The following is a 14481-nucleotide window of genomic DNA, read 5'->3' as shown; positions in this document are numbered from 1 at the left end:
TGCCTGACTGCGAGACCCACAAGTCGAGCAGAGACGAAAGTCGGTCATAGTGATCCGGTGGTTTCCATGTGGAAGGGCCATCGCTCAACTGATAAAAGGTACGCCGGGGATAACAGGCTGATCCTTGCCAAGAGTTCACATCGACGCAAGGGTTTGGCACCTCGATGTCGGCTCATCACATCCTGGAGCTGTAGCAGGTTCCAAGGGTCCGGCTGTTCGCCGGTTAAAGCGGTACGTGAGCTGGGTTTAGAACGTCGCGAGACAGTTCGGTCCCTATCTGTCATGGGCGCAGGAGATTTGAGTGGGGCTGACCTTAGTACGAGAGGACCGGGTTGGACGCACCTCTAGTGTACCGGTTGTCACGCCAGTGGCAGCGCCGGGTAGCTACGTGCGGAAGGGAGAAACGCTGAAAGCATCTAAGCGTGAAACCCTCCACAAGATGAGATCTCCCAGGCCGCAAGGCCTCTGAAGGCTCCTGGAAGATGACCAGGTAATAGGTCGGGTGTGTAAGGCCAGTAATGGCTTGAGCTAACCGATACTAATCAGCCGTGAGGCTTGACCATTGATTCTTCGCATTGCGAAAGAGTGGTTCGGTAAGAACTACCGTTTGCAGGGTATTCAGTTGTCAGGCTCTTCGACCTCGGTCGAAGAGCCGGCGCGCAGTTGGCGTATGTTCGACTTCGCGTTCTTTTATCTTTGAAAAGTTTCCCGGTGACCATAGGAGAGGGGTCACACCCGTTCCCATTCCGAACACGGAAGTTAAGCCCTCTACCGCCGATGGTACTGCGTGGGTAACTGCGTGGGAGAGTAGGTCGTTGCCGGGAGTATTCTTCGAGGCCGCCCATCTGACGATGTGGCGGCCTTTTTTATTTGAGGAGAGGAGTTCGCCAGGCTTCGCGAGGTCGGGCGCCGCTTCACTGAAGACCCCGCGGGAATTGTACGTCGGGTCGGAGCGCGCAGCGCCAGGGATTCGAACGCGGTGAGAAACGGCGCGCTCGCGGCGGCGTGCTTTGGGCTGACGCGGCCGCGAGCGAGAACGGGAGGGCGACGGCGTGGCCGGCAGGCCGCGCCATCGTGTGCGTCCCTCCGTGAAGCTAGTCGCTGCTGATCTCCACGCGCTCGGGCAGATCGCTGCTCCAGATCGTATAGTCGATCAGCCACGCGTTCTGCGCGCGGTTGAACCGCCAGATGAACAGGTACTTCCCCCGGTCGCGGGTTTCCGGCCCGGATGGAGGGCGGCGCGTCAGCGAGAAGGTCCCGCTCTCGAACGCGAGTTGACCGTGACCGCCAACGTCCTTGGACTCGAGGGAGAGTTCGCCGGCCCCCTCGTCGAACATCCCCTTGTAGAAATCGCCGACGGCGTCGCGGCCGCGAAGCGTCGGCGCGTTCGGCGGCATGAACGCTGTCTCTCCCGAGTAAATGGAGAGCAGCTTCCGCATATCCTTCGCGTTGAACGCCTGGGCGAATTCCTGGGTGCGCTGCCGGATCCGCGCCGCGTCCTGCTGTCCGAATGGGGTTTCGGCCGACTGCGAGCACGCCGCCCCGAGGGCGGCGGCCAGTACGGCCACAAGCACGATCCTTCGCATGGCGTTCTCCTTGGGTGTTCGCAGGATGGGGCGAAGCATATTACGGAGCGCCCCGCCGTGGCCAGACCATCACTCGCTATGTCGCAACGAGGCGCCGAGGAGCCACCCGCCGGCCGCGAGTGCCGCCATCATCAGCACGGAACCAGCCAGGTGCGCGGCATCGGCGAGCGCGCGGTCGTGGTGGAGCCACCCCAGCGACGCGAGGATCGCCTCCCAGTCGTGCCCTTCGACCTCGGCGCCCGTCGCGCCGCCAAGCAGCGTCAGCTGCAGCGCGCGCGCGTCGCCGATGTACGGCGCCAGGTCGACGAGGTTCTGCCCGGCCCACCAGGCCGCCACCGCCGCGCCAAAGCGGTCGCCGGCGCCGCGATAGAGCGCGACGGCGCAGGCCGCCGGGACGAGCACCTGGAGCAGCGAGCCTCCCAGCGCGGTCATGAAGTGCCCGAACGGCGACAAGACGACGTGGCCGGCCTCGTGGAAGACAAGATTGACGAGATGCAGGAAGGATCCGGCGGTCACCTCGGGCGATCGCGATCCGGCAAACGTCACGGTCCAATAGAGCAGGAGCATCAGCAGGAAGGCGCGGGCGGCACGCGCCGCGCTGCCGCCCGAACGCGGGTCAGCCGGCAATCACCGCCTCGTCACCGTCATGGTCTGATCGATCGTCATGACCGGCCAGCCCGTCTTCCCGGCGGCTGTGGGCGTGGCGGTGATGGTGAAGGCCGTCGAGCCGTCCACCGTCGCCGTGTAGGTGTAGCCGCGGCGCTCGGATCCGCCCGTCAGCAGCCCCTCCTGCTTCAGCTGCTCGAGGGTGGCGTACGCGCCGCGCGTCGCGAGGTACTGGCGCTCGGCCTGCGCGATCGTCAGCAGATCGCCCTGCACGCCGACGAGATCGATCTGCTGTTGCGGCGGCACGCCCGTGGCGCCCTGGCGCGCGAGCTGATTCTGGTAGACGACATACGCGATGCCGGCGGCGATCACCAGGCCGACAATCGTTGCCACGGCGCGCACAGAGCCTCCTCGTTCATGCGATGCGGGCGGCAAGCCGCTCCAGCTCGCGATGGCTGTCGATCACCAGCTGCTGGAGCGGGCACTCGGCGCGGAAGACATGCCGCCAGCCGGTGATGACGCCGTCACACCACATCAGCGCGACGTCCACGTAATCCCCCCGGCGGCAGAACATCCAGCGGTAGTCTCCTCCCTGCTCGTGCCAGAAGCACTCGCCGAGGCCGGCGTCGCACGCGTCCTGGAGCGCCGCAAGGAACTCGGTCGCCGCTTCCGACGCGAGCGCGGACGTGGCGGTGGCCGTGACGGGCCCGTCGGTCGCGTTGCAGATCAGCCTGGAGGAATCGAGGTCGAACGACAGATGCATCGGACATCTCCGAGATCCGTCCCCCCCTCACTATAACGCCTTTCGGGCCGCATCCAGCTCGCGCCGCTTGTCGGCATCGAGCTGGGGACGTGCTACCATGTGCGCCTTCGAACAACCCGCGCACAGGAGGAAGCATGAGCAGGATGAACATGACACGCGCCGTGCTGGGGGGATTGGTCGCGGGCCTCGTGATCAACATCGGGGAATCGGTCCTGAACCTTGTCGTGATCGAGTCGCAGGTCAACGCGCAGTTCGCGCGGCTGCAACTTCCGCCGATGACCGGCGGGGTCATCGCCGTGTTCGTGGCGTTGTGCTTCCTGCTGGGGATCGCGACGATCTGGACCTACGCGGCGATTCGTCCGCGATTCGGCGCCGGGCCGAAGACGGCGATCGTGGCGGCGGCCCTGATCTGGTTCACGGCGTACGTGTTCCCGGGCGTCAGCCAGGTGGCGATGGGCCTGTTCCCGGCGCAGGTGACGGCGGTCGCCCTCCTGTGGGGCGCGATGGAACTTGCGATTGCCGCTGTGGCGGGCGCCTCCATCTATCAGGAACCCGCGGCGTACGGCCGGGCGGCGGGCATCTAGGCGTGGAGGAAGGTCGGCTCCTCATCGGGTTCCTGTGGTTCGTGGCCTTCCTCTTTTCCACGACCGTCCACGAGGCGATGCACGCGTTTGCCGCCTGCCGAGGGGGCGATCCGACGGCGTATCACGGCGGCCAGGTTTCACTCTCGCCGCTGCCGCACATCCGCAGGGAGCCCATCGGCATGCTGGTGGTGCCGCTGCTGACCGCGCTGACGCAGGGATGGGCGATTGGCTGGGCGAGCACGCCGTACAACCCGCGCTGGGCGGCGGCCTATCCGAAGCGCGAGGCGCTCATGGCCGCCGCCGGGCCCGCAGGCAATCTCCTCCTCGCGGCGATTGCGCTCCTGGCGCTCAGAGCGGGCCTCGCTGCCGGCTGGTTCACCGCGCCGCCATCGCTCAACTTCGAGGGCGTTGTCGCCGGCCCCGGCGGCGCGCCGTCGTTGGCGGGCGTGCTGCTCTCGATCCTCCTGATGCTCAACGTTCTCCTGGCGGCGTTCAACCTGATTCCGCTGCCGCCGCTGGACGGCGCGTCGGTGATCGGCATCGTGCTCCCGCCGGACCTGTCGCGCCGCATGCGCGAGCTCGGCGGAAGCCCGATGTTCCAGCTCGCGGGCCTCGTGGTTGCGTGGCGGATCTTTCCGGCGCTCGTCGGTCCCCTGTTCGGCGTCGTGATCAAGCTGGTCCACCCCGCGCTCAGTTATTCGTAAGCCGGGGCTGTCGCGTCCGACGCCGCGGGTCATTCCGCCTCGAAGTACCCGCTCTCGCGGTTCTTCCGCACGGTGTTCCATTCGAAGTACTTGCCGTTCATCGCCACGTAGATGCCCGGTGGCAGCACCTGCACGAACGACAGCGCGCTCCCGAGGTTGAACAGGCCGTCCGACGAGCCGAAGGCGTAGGGCACCATCGCGCCGGTCAGCACGACGGTCTTTCCCTCGATCCGCGCCTGCGCCAGCGTGCGGGCGGTTTCCGCCATCGTGTCGGTTCCGTGCGTGATGACGATCTGGCGCTCGGGGGCTTTACGGCACCTCTCGACGAGGCGCGCGCGGTCGGCGTCGGTCATCTCGAGGCTGTCAATCATCATGACCTTCTCGAGCTCGATCTCGACGCGGGAGCGCCCGCGGCGGAGCATCTCCGGCACGTGGGTGGCGCGGAAGAACAGCTCGCCTGTCAGCTCGTTGTATTCCTTGTCGAACGTGCCGCCGGTCACGAGGATCCGAACGCCCATGGGTTCAGCATACGGTACAATCTCGCCCGATGCGTGAGCCGCTCGTCGGGCGTTCGGTGCCGCGCAAGGAAGGGCGCGCCGAGGTCACGGGGCAGGCGCGCTACGTGGACGACATGCGCCTGCCGGGCATGCTCCACGGCGCCACCGTCCGCAGCGCGGTTCCGCGCGGGCGCATCACCGGTATCCATTTCGATCCCGCCATTCCCTGGGGCGAGTTCGTCGTCGCCACCGCCGATGACGTGCCCGGTACGAACCGGGTGGCGCTCATCGAGGACGACCAGCCGTTTCTGGCGAGAGACGTCGTCAACCACGCCGAGGAGCCGGTCGTGCTCCTCGCGCATCGCGACAGGCAGGTGCTCGAAGAGGCGCGCCGTGCCGTCCGCATCGACGTCGATCCGCTGCCGCCGGTGTTCTCGATAGACGAGGCGCTGAAGGCGGAGACCGTCATCTGGGGCGGCGACAACATCTTCAAGCGCTACCAGGTGACGGTTGGCGACGTGGATGCCGCGTGCCGGTCTGCCGCGCATGTCGTGGAAGGCGAATACGAGACCGGCGCGCAGGAGCAGCTCTACATCGAGCCCAACGGCATGATCGCGGTGGCGAACGCCGATATCGGCGTGACCGTGTGGGGCTCGATGCAGTGCCCCTACTACATCCACCGTGCCCTGATGGAGCTGTTCGCGCTGCCCGCCGATCGCGTGCGGATCGTGCAAATGGAAACGGGTGGCGGTTTCGGCGGCAAGGAGGAATATCCCACGCTCGTGGCCGCGCACGCCGCGCTGCTCGCGTGGAAAGCCGGTCGCCCCGTGAAGCTGATCTACGACCGCGCGGAGGACATGGCCGCGACCACCAAGCGGCACCCCTCGCGCACGCGGCACCGCACGGCGGTTGATGCCGACGGCCGGCTGCTGGCGATGGACATTGACTTCGTCGTGGACGGCGGCGCGTATTGCACGCTCTCGCCCGTCGTGCTCTCGCGCGGGACGATTCACGCGGCCGGGCCGTACTTCTGCCCGAACATCCGGCTTCGCGGGCGCGCGGTGGCCACCACGGCCCCGCCGCACGGCGCCTTTCGGGGGTTCGGCGCGCCGCAAAGCATCTTCGCGCTCGAGCGGCAGATGGATCGGGCCGCGCGCGCGGCAGGCCTCGCGCCGGACGAGTTCCGCCGGCGCAACTTCGTCAAGCCGGGCCAGCGGCTCGCCGTCGGACAGGTCGTGAAAGATCAGATCGATCTCGGACGGCTCCTCGATCGCGCGCTGGAGCTTTCCGACTATCACGCGAAGGTGGAGCGTTACCGCGTTCGCGACGCCGGCGAGCGCCGCGGGATCGGCTTCGCGACCTTCATGCACGGCGCCGGCTTCACAGGGTCGGGCGAGCAGCATCTCGCATCCCGGGTCGCCGTGGAGGCCACGCGCGAGGGGCACGTGCGCGTGCTTGCCTCGAACGTGGAGATGGGGCAGGGCGCCAACACCGTGTTCGCGCAGATCGCCGCCGATGCGCTCGGCGTCGGCCCGGACGACATCGAGGTGGCACAGCCCGACACGCTCGCGGTACCGGACAGCGGGCCGACGGTCGCGTCGCGCACGAGCATGGTGGTGGGCCACCTCATTGAACGCGCGGCGGCGGCGCTGAAGCAGAAGCTGGTGGACGCGCGCATGCTCGATGCCGCGTACCTGCCGCAGGCGTTTCGCGCCGCCTGCCGCCGTTACATCGTGGAGCGCGGCGCGCTGCGTGCCGTCAGCCAGTACACGCCGCCGCCCGGCCTTGCCTGGGACGATGAGACGTACCAGGGGGACGCGTACGGCACGTATGCGTGGGCGGCCTACGTCGCCGATGTGAAGATCGATCTCGTCACCTGCGAAACGCGGGTGATCGACTTTGTCGCCGTCCAGGAAGTCGGCCGCGTGATCAATCCGACGCTGGCCACCGGCCAGATCGAGGGAGGCGTCGCGCAGGCCATCGGCTACGCGCTGTACGAGCGGGTCGTGTGGCGCGAAGGGCGGATGGCGAACGCCCAGATGACGAACTACATCATGCCGACCTCGATGGACCTGCCGCCGATCCGGGTCTTCTTCGAGGAGATCCCCTACGCCCACGGCCCGGGCGGGGCAAAAGGCATCGGCGAGCTGCCCATGGACGGCGCCGCGCCGGCAATCGTCAACGCGATCGAGCAGGCGCTTGGCGTCAGCCTCACGCGCCTGCCGGTGACGCCCGAGGTGCTGATGGACACCGTCGGGAGAATGCATGCCTGAACGGACGATTGCGTTCCGCGTGAACGGCGAGCCGGTCGGCGTCGAGGCGCATCCGATGACGCGGCTGCTCGACGTGCTGCGCGAGCACCTGCATCTGACCGGCACGAAGGAGGGCTGCGGCGAGGGAGAGTGCGGCGCGTGCGCGGTCCTGATGAACGGCGCGCTCGTGAACAGCTGCCTCGTGCCCGCCATCCAGGCGGCCGGCACGAGCATCGTCACGATCGAAGCGTTGGCAGGGGCCGGCGAACTGGACGCGGTGCAGCGCGCCTTCATCGATGAAGGCGGAGCGCAGTGCGGCATCTGCACTCCCGGCATGGTGCTCGCCGCGCGCGCGCTGCTGGAGCGGTATCCGCATCCGACAGACGAGCAAATCCGCGAAGGACTTGCGGGCAATCTCTGCCGCTGCACCGGGTACATGCGGATCTTCGCGGCCGTGAAGGCGGCGGCCGTGCGATGAGAGCGTTTCTGCCTGCGTACGACATGCGCCAGGCCGGGAGCCTGGACGAGGCGCTGGCGCTCGTCGGGTCCGAACCCGGATGGAGACCGTTCGCCGGAGGCACCGATCTGATGGTGCTGCTCGAATCCGGCGCGCTTCCACGCGGGCGGTACGTGAGCGTGTGGGGCATTCCCGAACTGTCGGGAATTCAGGCGAGCCCGACGCATATCTCGATCGGTGCGCTCGCGACGTACGCGCAGATCAGGGGCGAAGGGGTCGTCGCGCGCGAGTTCCCGCTGCTCGTGCGCGCGGCAGCCGAGACCGGCGGGATCGCCATACAGAATCGCGGCACGCTCGGAGGCAACATCGCCAACGCGTCGCCCGCCGCCGACTCCCCCCCGGCCCTGCTCGTGTACGACGCGCAGCTGGAACTGGTCTCGGCCCGCGGGGTGCGTCGCGTCCCGTACGATCGGTTTCACCGCGCCTACAAAGAGATGGATCTCGCCCGCGACGAGCTGATCGCGCGCATCGTGCTGCCGCGCGGCCGTTCGGGCTGGCGCGAGTGCTTTCGAAAAGTGGGCACGCGCGACGCGCAGGCGATCTCGAAGGTCTGCTTCGCAGCCGCGATACGCCTCGAAGGGAAGACCGTGCGTGACGTGCGCGTCGCGTGCGGAAGCGTGGCGCCGGTGCCGCTGCGCTGCGTGCGAACCGAAGCGTCGCTCCGCGGCCACGCGCTCGACGCCGGGATCATCGCGGAGGCGCGGCGCGCCCTGGAGGCCGAGATCGCGCCGATTGACGATCTCCGGTCGACGGCTGAGTATCGACGGCGGGTCGCCGGAAACCTGCTGGAGTGGTTTCTCCGTTCGTGAACCCGTGCGCCCGCCTGTCCTCAGGGGCCTTGCGCGCCGGCTTGAGCAGCAGATCCTGGAAGTCGAAGCTGAAATCCGTCGCCGGCGACACCGCGCGCATCTTCACCTGGTCAATCGAGCCGTCGGGATGGAGCGCAAAGGTCACGTAGGCGTCCGCCCGCAGCTCCCGGTCGCGCCAGCGGACGACGAACGAGTCGTGTTGGAAGTGCTCGAGATCGCCGACGAGCGACGGCGTTTTGGTGAACCGCAGCGCGAGCCTCGCGCCTTCCATCGAGATGGTCACGTCGCCGTACCACTGATCGGTGTACGTGCCCGCGTACCCCGCAAGCGGCAGCGAGGGCGCCGCTGACCCGTCGCGGGCCGCGACGGCTTGTTTCTCGACGGCGGCAATCCGGGCCTCCCCACGCGCGCGCACCGCCGTGTATGCGGCGAGCCAGTCCGTGTCGGCGCCCGCGTCGAGCGGGGGTGCCGTCAACAGCCGATCGAGCACCCAGAACGTGATGGCGCTGAAGGCCTCGCCGGACTCCTGGTTGGTCAGCACGGCGACGCCGATCTGCTCGTCGGGGAGCGTCGTGACCTTCGAGACGTACCCAGGCAGGCCCCCCGTGTGGGTCAGGATCCTGCGACCGCGGTAATCCCGTGTCTCGAGGCCGAGCGCGTAGCCGCGGAACCCCGAATTTAGCGCCGCAAGTTCGGCGGGTGGTTCCGGATTCGGCATCGGCGTCACCAGCGTGGTGAGTTGGCGCCATGTCCGCTCCGAGAACAGCCGCGAGCCGTCCGGCAGCCGGCCGCGAGCGATGAGCACGTTCATCCACTTCGCCATATCCGCCGCCGAGGCGTTAATTCCACCCGCGGGGTTCGTGTTGTCGCTGGTGAACGCGGCCACGGCCCGCACGACGCCGTCGACGCGCGCGTGCGTGGTTGCGACGTTGCCGCCGGCCGTGGCGGCGGAGTGGCGCACGTTGCTGCGGGTCATGCCGGCCTTCGAGAGGATCCGCGACTGCACGAACTCTTCCCAGGTCTGGCCGCTCACGGCCTCGACGACCTCGCCCGCAACCAGGTAGAGCACGTTGTCGTACGCATACGCGCTGCGAAAGCTCGTCGCGAGTGGAATGAAACGCAGGCGCCGCGCGACCTCATGGCGGCTGTAGGTGGACTCCGGCCACCAGAGCAGGTCGCCCGCCCCGAGACCGAGCCCGCTGCGGTGCACGAGCAGGTCGCGGACCGTCAGCTCCCGCGTGACGAACGGATCCCACATCTGGAACCAGGGCAGATAGTCGATGACCGGCGCGTCCCACTGCAGCTTGCCCTCTTCGACCAGCAGGCCGAGGGCTGTGGCGGTGAAGACCTTGGTATTCGAGGCAATCCCGAAGAGCGTGTTCGCGTCAACCGGCGCGGGTTCGCCAAGTGTGCGCACGCCGTACCCTTTCGCCACGACCACCTTGCCGTCTTTCACGATCGCCAGGCCGACGCCCGGGACCTCGAAGGTCTTCATCACGCGTTCGACGAATTGATCCAGGCCGTCGAGGGGAGGCTTTTGCCGGGCAGCGGCCGGAGTGGCGAGGGTGCAGAGGCAGAGCAGCAGCGACAGCGCTCCGCCGCGGCGCAGGGATGAAATGCAGGCTCTCATGGGGCGGACGTTACCAGAAACGGCCGCGCCGAGCCACGGCCGTGCTATTCGGCGGCCAGCGGTCGTGACCGCTGGCGCGCGGCATCCACGATCGCGTCGATCAGCGCTGACGGTGCCAGGTCGTCTGGATTGGCCCCCTCGGTATCAATCCGGTAAGCCCGCACGATGTTCACGAGGTGCCAGGCAGACAGCGCGGCGAGCTGCCGGCGCAGGAGCGCTTCGCCCTTCTGGTAGACGGAAAACGGATTGAGGACCGCATCGGCCGCGGGCGGTGCCGGCAGTGGCTCCGGCGCCGGCGCCTCGAACGATGATCGACGCGGCGGGGGCGGTTGCCGCAGTGTCAGCGGATGCAGCGCGCGGCGCAACGCGCCTTCGAGATACACCGGGCTCAAGCCGGTGGCCCAGTACTCGGTATCAGTGCGGTTCGGTTGCGTCGTCTCGCGAGGCGAGCGGATGGGCGCCCCGCCCTCCACGGATTCGAACTCGATCCATCCCTGCCACATACCGCTCGATTCCGCCCCGCAGGCGCGCGCCAGGTACAGCTTTCCATCCTCGCCGCGGATCGGATCCGCGAACTCCACAAAGACCTCAGCCAAGTTGTCGATCCTCCACGCCGTATCTGCGGCTGTTCATCTCTTGCAACCTGCCGACCACGTTCCATGAGGTCTGCTGTTTGCATCGCCCGCCGCATGCCCAAGTGCCTGCTCGTGGACGACGATCGCGACGGCCGCGAAGGGTACTCGGAATATCTGCACGCGTTCGGCTTCGAGGTCGAGGCTCACGCGGACGCGGAATCCGCCCTGCGCAGCCTGGTTAGAGTGCGCCCGGACATCATGTTGGTCGATCTGCAGTTGCCCGGCCTGAGCGGGTGGGACCTCATCAAAGCGGTCCGTGGCTTCTCAGCAGAGCTGCCGATCGTGGCGTTCACGGCGTGCGTGTTTCCCGACGATCGGCGGCGTGCTGAAGAGGCGGGGTGCAGTGCATTTCTTACCAAGCCGCTTCCACCTGCTGACGTTCTCGCCGAGCTCAACCGCCTGCTGAAAACGAAACGCGCCGTTCAGCGTGCGACGGCACGGCCGATGCTTGGTCACGGGTCAGGAGGGAAGTGAGATGCTGTGGACGATTCTGGTGATCCTGCTCGTGCTCTGGGCAATCGGGCTGGTCGCCGAAGTAGGCGGTGGGCTCATTCACCTGCTGCTGGTCATTGCAGGTATCGTGTTTCTCGTGCAACTGCTGGCGGGCCGCCGCACCGTGGTCTGACACTCCTCGAGCATATGGCGACACGCGCGCCTGCGGCGAGGCGCCGTGTCGCCGACGGTCAGAATGGAACGAGCACTCCCGCCGCGACGCCCAGCGCCTGGATGTCCGGGTTCCGGCCGCGTCCTTCCAGGCTGTTGTTCGACAGGTGCAGCCACGTGGCGGCGATCGAGGCGTGCACGCCGGCCCGCACCGGGGCTGATGCCGTCAGCCCGGCCCTGAACAAGTAGTTGAACCGGGTTCCGCGAGGCGGCGTGGCGATCTCCGATCGAGCCATGCCCACGTCCAGGTCCAGCGAGAGGGTTCGTCGAGCACGGCCGTAGAACTTCCACTTCACGCCCCCGAGCCAGCCCACCGCGAACGAGTCCACGCCGCGCTGTGACACGTACGCGGTGATCAGCTCGCCGCCCGCCGAGAGGCGGCTACCGATCTCGTGGCGCAGGCCTCCGGACACCAGATATATCTCCTCGCGGGATGCGTTGTAGTTCCAGGCTTCGACGAGCGTCGCCGCAGAAAGCGTGAGCAACCAGGCGCCTTCTTGGAACGGTGCGCCATCCGCGGTCGCGGCGCCCTGTGCGCGAAGGGTCTGCGCCGGTATGATCGTCGCGGCAAGCATGAGCGCGACGGTCCGGCGGGCGGTTGTCATCGGCGCCTTATCCTATCGCTTCCTGACCGGCGCGGTCGCCGCCGACGCCCAGGAGCGCGTCCGGCTGGAGGGCTCGGCGCTGTTGTACGGTGACAACACCGAGTTCCGCGCCTTTCGCGACGGCGCGACGCTCTTCGGTGCGGCGATCCGGCTGTTCGGCGCGGTGGAGTTGAACGAGCACGTGACGGTGCGGCTCGGTGCGGCCGGCAACCACAGGTTCGGCGCCGAGGAGGACTTCGAGTTCATCTCACCCCTCGTGGCTCTCGTCGTCAGGCGCGGGGCCTCGACGTTCGTCTTCGGCACGCTCGACACGACCGACCTTCGCGCTCCCGCGGGACCGGATCGCGGCGGGCCGCATGCTCTTCTGCCGCCGCTGCAGCGCGAGACGCTCTCCTACGATCGGCCGTACGAGGCGGGCCTCCAGTGGCGGTTCGATTCTCCTCGGGCCAAACACGAAGCCTGGATCAACTGGCAACAGGTGAACACCCCGGCTCACCGCGAGCGGTTCGACGCCGGCATTTCAGCTGACTGGCGGGCGAGCCGCCGGATCGCGCTGCTGTTCCAGGGCCATGTCGTGCACCACGGCGGGCAGTTGTTCCAGTCCGGGGCCGTTTCGGACAGCTACGCGCTGGCGCCAGGGGTGGCACTCCGCGGGTCGCACGGACGATTGGCGCACGTCGCCGTCGAAGCCTTCGCCGTGGCGTCGCGCTTCGTCCCCGACCGTGCCGTGCCGGACCGGTCGCGGAGCGGGCTCGGGGTGTTCGCCCGCGCGGAAGCGTCAACAGCGAACTGGCGAGGGCACGCGATCGTGTGGCGGGGGAACGACTACCTGAAGGAAGAAGGGGACGCCAATTATCTCAACCTGCGGATGGACGGGCGGCGCTATCGCGGCGTGCGCGACTACAGCGAGGCCGGCCTCGCGCGCTGGTTCCGACCCGCGAAGGGGCTGACCGTGGAAGTGTCCGCGCGCTTCTACCGCATCGAGCCGCACAACTACGAATATTCCTACCGCGTGCTCGCCCTCACCAGTGTTGGCTGGCTGATTCGATAGACGCCGCTGGCTCTGACGGCGCCCTACACCCCGCGCAGGCGCGCCGCGGCGGCCGCCAGCGTCTCGTCCTTCTTGGCGAAGCAGAACCTCACCACGCGCGGCGCTTTCTGGCGATACAGGAACGGCGTCAACGGGATGGACGCGACGCCGTGCTCCTTCGTCAGCCGCACGGCGAACGCCTGGTCGTCTTCGTCGCTGAGCGCGGAGTAGTCCATCAACTGGAAGTAGCTGCCGTGGCACGGCAGCGGCTTGAAGCGCGAGCCTTCCATCAACGCCAGGAACCGATCCCGCTTCGCCTGGTAGAACGGCGCGAGCGCGGCAAGCGCATCGGCCCGCGTGAACTCCGCGAGCGCGTGCTGCACCGGAGTGTTCGTGGCGAAGGTGACGAACTGGTGTACCTTGCGGAACTCGGCGGTGAGCGGCGCCGGCGCCACGCAGTACCCGATCTTCCACCCGGTCGTGTGAAACGTCTTTCCAAATGAGCCGACGACGAAGCTGCGCGAGGCCAGCGCGGGATGCCGCGCCATGCTCTCGTGCGGGAGGCCATCGAAGATGATGTGCTCGTAGACTTCGTCGGCGAGCACCAGAGCGGAAGAGCCTTCGACGATCCGCTCCAGTTCGCGGACGTCCCGCTCGCGCAGCACGGCGCCGGTCGGATTATGCGGTGAGTTGATGATGATCAGGCGCGTCCGGCTGCCGACCGCCGCGCGCACGTCGTCCCAGTCGATGCTGAGATCCGGGAGGCGCATCCTTGCCACGACCGGCGTGCCGCCGTTCAGCTGGATCGCGGGTACGTACGAGTCGTAGCAGGGCTCGATGACCACCACGTCGTCACCCGGTCGCACGCAGGCGGCCACGGCATCGAAGAGCGCCTCGGTGCCGCCGGAGGTGATGGTGATCTCCGTTTCCGGATCGTAACGCGCGCCGTGGAAATGGTGGAACTTGGCCGCAATCGCCTCGCGGAGGGCAAGAACGCCCTGCATCGGCGCGTACTGATTGCGCCCCTCGCGCATGTGTCGCGCCACCGCATCCACCAGCGCGGGATCGCACTCGAAGTCCGGGAACCCCTGCGAGAGATTGATCGCGCCGGCCTCCGCGGCGAGTCGCGACATGACGGTGAAGATCGTCGTGCCGACGTCCGGCAGCTTTGACGTCAGGCTTCGCGCCGCCGCCCCGGCCGTCACGCCGTGTGCGCCCGCAGCTGATGGTTCAACCGATGCAGCTGGCGTCTCGCGACGCGCAGGCGATCCGGATCGTGCGCGGCGATCGCCGCGACGCGCTCCTTCTTCAGCTCCCGCATCCGCGCCTTGATCCCCGCCTTGTCGATGCCGACGACGTCGTGGTGCTCGTGCGTCGGGATCCCGAGCGCCTTGCACAGCGCGGGGAGAAGATGCTCCTTGTTCATCTGGCTTGAGCCCTTGATCGCGTCCTGGTGCTCTTTCGCGATCTCGCGGAGCTCGGCGACGGTCAGGGCCTTCAGCTCGTCGTAGGTCATCGGCATGGCTGTTCTCCCGGGGCCCGCACCGGCCGCCGGCGTGCGGGCAGGCCGCAGATTATAACGCCGCGCGGGAGGCGCGGC

Annotated in this window: 17 protein-coding genes and 2 rRNA genes; 10 read left to right on the top strand and 9 right to left on the bottom strand. The window is 67.7% G+C overall.

Annotated features, from left to right (window positions below; translation table 11 throughout):
• Together HYU53_18000 and rrf are read left to right on the top strand one after the other, a co-directional pair.
• Positions 1–563: ribosomal RNA gene (locus HYU53_18000) — 23S ribosomal RNA — on the top strand; the annotation flags it as partial.
• A gap of 144 nt (positions 564–707) precedes the next feature.
• Positions 708–824, top strand: a 5S ribosomal RNA gene (gene rrf, locus HYU53_17995).
• A 270-nt stretch (positions 825–1094) separates the two neighbouring features.
• On the opposite strand, the gene HYU53_17990 is transcribed toward rrf, so the two are convergent.
• From HYU53_17990 to HYU53_17975, 4 genes are all read right to left on the bottom strand, one after another.
• Positions 1095–1586, bottom strand: a complete 492-nt coding sequence (locus HYU53_17990; GenBank protein MBI2223085.1) for a nuclear transport factor 2 family protein — start codon at positions 1584–1586, stop codon at positions 1095–1097.
• 69 nt (positions 1587–1655) lie between these two features.
• Positions 1656–2213 carry a zinc ribbon domain-containing protein gene (locus HYU53_17985; protein ID MBI2223084.1) on the bottom strand — a complete coding sequence of 186 codons (558 nt, stop codon included), beginning with the start codon at positions 2211–2213 and terminating at the stop codon, positions 1656–1658.
• The gene (locus tag HYU53_17980) at positions 2214–2594 is read right to left on the bottom strand and encodes a type IV pilin protein (protein ID MBI2223083.1); all 381 of its coding nucleotides are present in this window, start codon (positions 2592–2594) and stop codon (positions 2214–2216) included.
• 13 nt (positions 2595–2607) lie between these two features.
• Positions 2608–2955, bottom strand: coding sequence for a hypothetical protein (locus tag HYU53_17975; GenBank protein MBI2223082.1), 348 nt, complete (start codon positions 2953–2955; stop codon positions 2608–2610).
• Between the two features lie 134 nt (positions 2956–3089).
• Here HYU53_17975 and HYU53_17970 point away from each other — a divergent pair, with 134 nt between their 5' ends.
• Both HYU53_17970 and HYU53_17965 read left to right on the top strand, forming a co-directional pair.
• The gene (locus HYU53_17970; protein MBI2223081.1) at positions 3090–3539 is read left to right on the top strand and encodes a hypothetical protein; all 450 of its coding nucleotides are present in this window, start codon (positions 3090–3092) and stop codon (positions 3537–3539) included.
• Between the two features lie 2 nt (positions 3540–3541).
• Positions 3542–4243 carry a site-2 protease family protein gene (locus HYU53_17965; GenBank protein MBI2223080.1) on the top strand — a complete coding sequence of 234 codons (702 nt, stop codon included), beginning with the start codon at positions 3542–3544 and terminating at the stop codon, positions 4241–4243.
• A 29-nt stretch (positions 4244–4272) separates the two neighbouring features.
• Here HYU53_17965 and HYU53_17960 read toward each other — a convergent pair whose 3' ends face one another.
• Entirely contained in the window at positions 4273–4761 is a 489-nt protein-coding gene (locus HYU53_17960) for an asparaginase (protein MBI2223079.1), read from the bottom strand.
• Between the two features lie 29 nt (positions 4762–4790).
• Here HYU53_17960 and HYU53_17955 point away from each other — a divergent pair, with 29 nt between their 5' ends.
• The 3 genes from HYU53_17955 to HYU53_17945 are packed head-to-tail and all read left to right on the top strand — an operon-like array spanning position 4791 to position 8318.
• A complete protein-coding gene (locus HYU53_17955; GenBank protein ID MBI2223078.1) occupies positions 4791–7013 on the top strand; it encodes a xanthine dehydrogenase family protein in 2223 nt (740 codons plus the stop codon).
• A complete protein-coding gene (locus HYU53_17950; protein ID MBI2223077.1) occupies positions 7006–7470 on the top strand; it encodes a (2Fe-2S)-binding protein in 465 nt (154 codons plus the stop codon). The genes HYU53_17955 and HYU53_17950 overlap by 8 nt, the downstream gene beginning before the upstream one ends.
• Positions 7467–8318, top strand: coding sequence for a xanthine dehydrogenase family protein subunit M (locus HYU53_17945; GenBank protein MBI2223076.1), 852 nt, complete (start codon positions 7467–7469; stop codon positions 8316–8318). The genes HYU53_17950 and HYU53_17945 overlap by 4 nt, the downstream gene beginning before the upstream one ends.
• A gap of 1674 nt (positions 8319–9992) precedes the next feature.
• Here HYU53_17945 and HYU53_17940 read toward each other — a convergent pair.
• Entirely contained in the window at positions 9993–10544 is a 552-nt protein-coding gene (locus HYU53_17940; protein MBI2223075.1) for a hypothetical protein, read from the bottom strand.
• A 63-nt stretch (positions 10545–10607) separates the two neighbouring features.
• On the opposite strand from HYU53_17940, the gene HYU53_17935 reads away from it, so the two are divergent.
• Together HYU53_17935 and HYU53_17930 are read left to right on the top strand one after the other, a co-directional pair.
• Complete coding sequence (locus HYU53_17935) at positions 10608–11057, top strand: response regulator (GenBank protein MBI2223074.1); 450 nt, start codon at positions 10608–10610, stop codon at positions 11055–11057.
• A 1-nt stretch (position 11058) separates the two neighbouring features.
• Positions 11059–11208 carry a lmo0937 family membrane protein gene (locus HYU53_17930; protein MBI2223073.1) on the top strand — a complete coding sequence of 50 codons (150 nt, stop codon included), beginning with the start codon at positions 11059–11061 and terminating at the stop codon, positions 11206–11208.
• 58 nt (positions 11209–11266) lie between these two features.
• On the opposite strand, the gene HYU53_17925 is transcribed toward HYU53_17930, so the two are convergent.
• Positions 11267–11731 (bottom strand): hypothetical protein, encoded by a 465-nt coding sequence (locus HYU53_17925; GenBank protein MBI2223072.1) that lies wholly within the window; start codon positions 11729–11731, stop codon positions 11267–11269.
• 88 nt (positions 11732–11819) lie between these two features.
• Here HYU53_17925 and HYU53_17920 point away from each other — a divergent pair, with 88 nt between their 5' ends.
• A complete protein-coding gene (locus HYU53_17920) occupies positions 11820–12902 on the top strand; it encodes a hypothetical protein (protein MBI2223071.1) in 1083 nt (360 codons plus the stop codon).
• A gap of 23 nt (positions 12903–12925) precedes the next feature.
• Here the strand turns inward: HYU53_17920 and HYU53_17915 are convergent, their stop codons facing one another.
• Positions 12926–14059 carry a methionine aminotransferase gene (locus HYU53_17915; GenBank protein MBI2223070.1) on the bottom strand — a complete coding sequence of 378 codons (1134 nt, stop codon included), beginning with the start codon at positions 14057–14059 and terminating at the stop codon, positions 12926–12928.
• Positions 14060–14082: 23 nt separating this feature from the next.
• On the bottom strand, positions 14083–14403 hold the full coding sequence (locus tag HYU53_17910) for a hypothetical protein (protein ID MBI2223069.1): 321 nt from the start codon (positions 14401–14403) through the stop codon (positions 14083–14085).
• Positions 14404–14481: the final 78 nt, after the last annotated feature.

It is taken from the genome of Acidobacteriota bacterium, assembly GCA_016184105.1.
Classification (GTDB): domain Bacteria; phylum Acidobacteriota; class Vicinamibacteria; order Vicinamibacterales; family 2-12-FULL-66-21; genus JACPDI01.
This window is presented reverse-complemented; position numbering and strand designations above follow the sequence as displayed.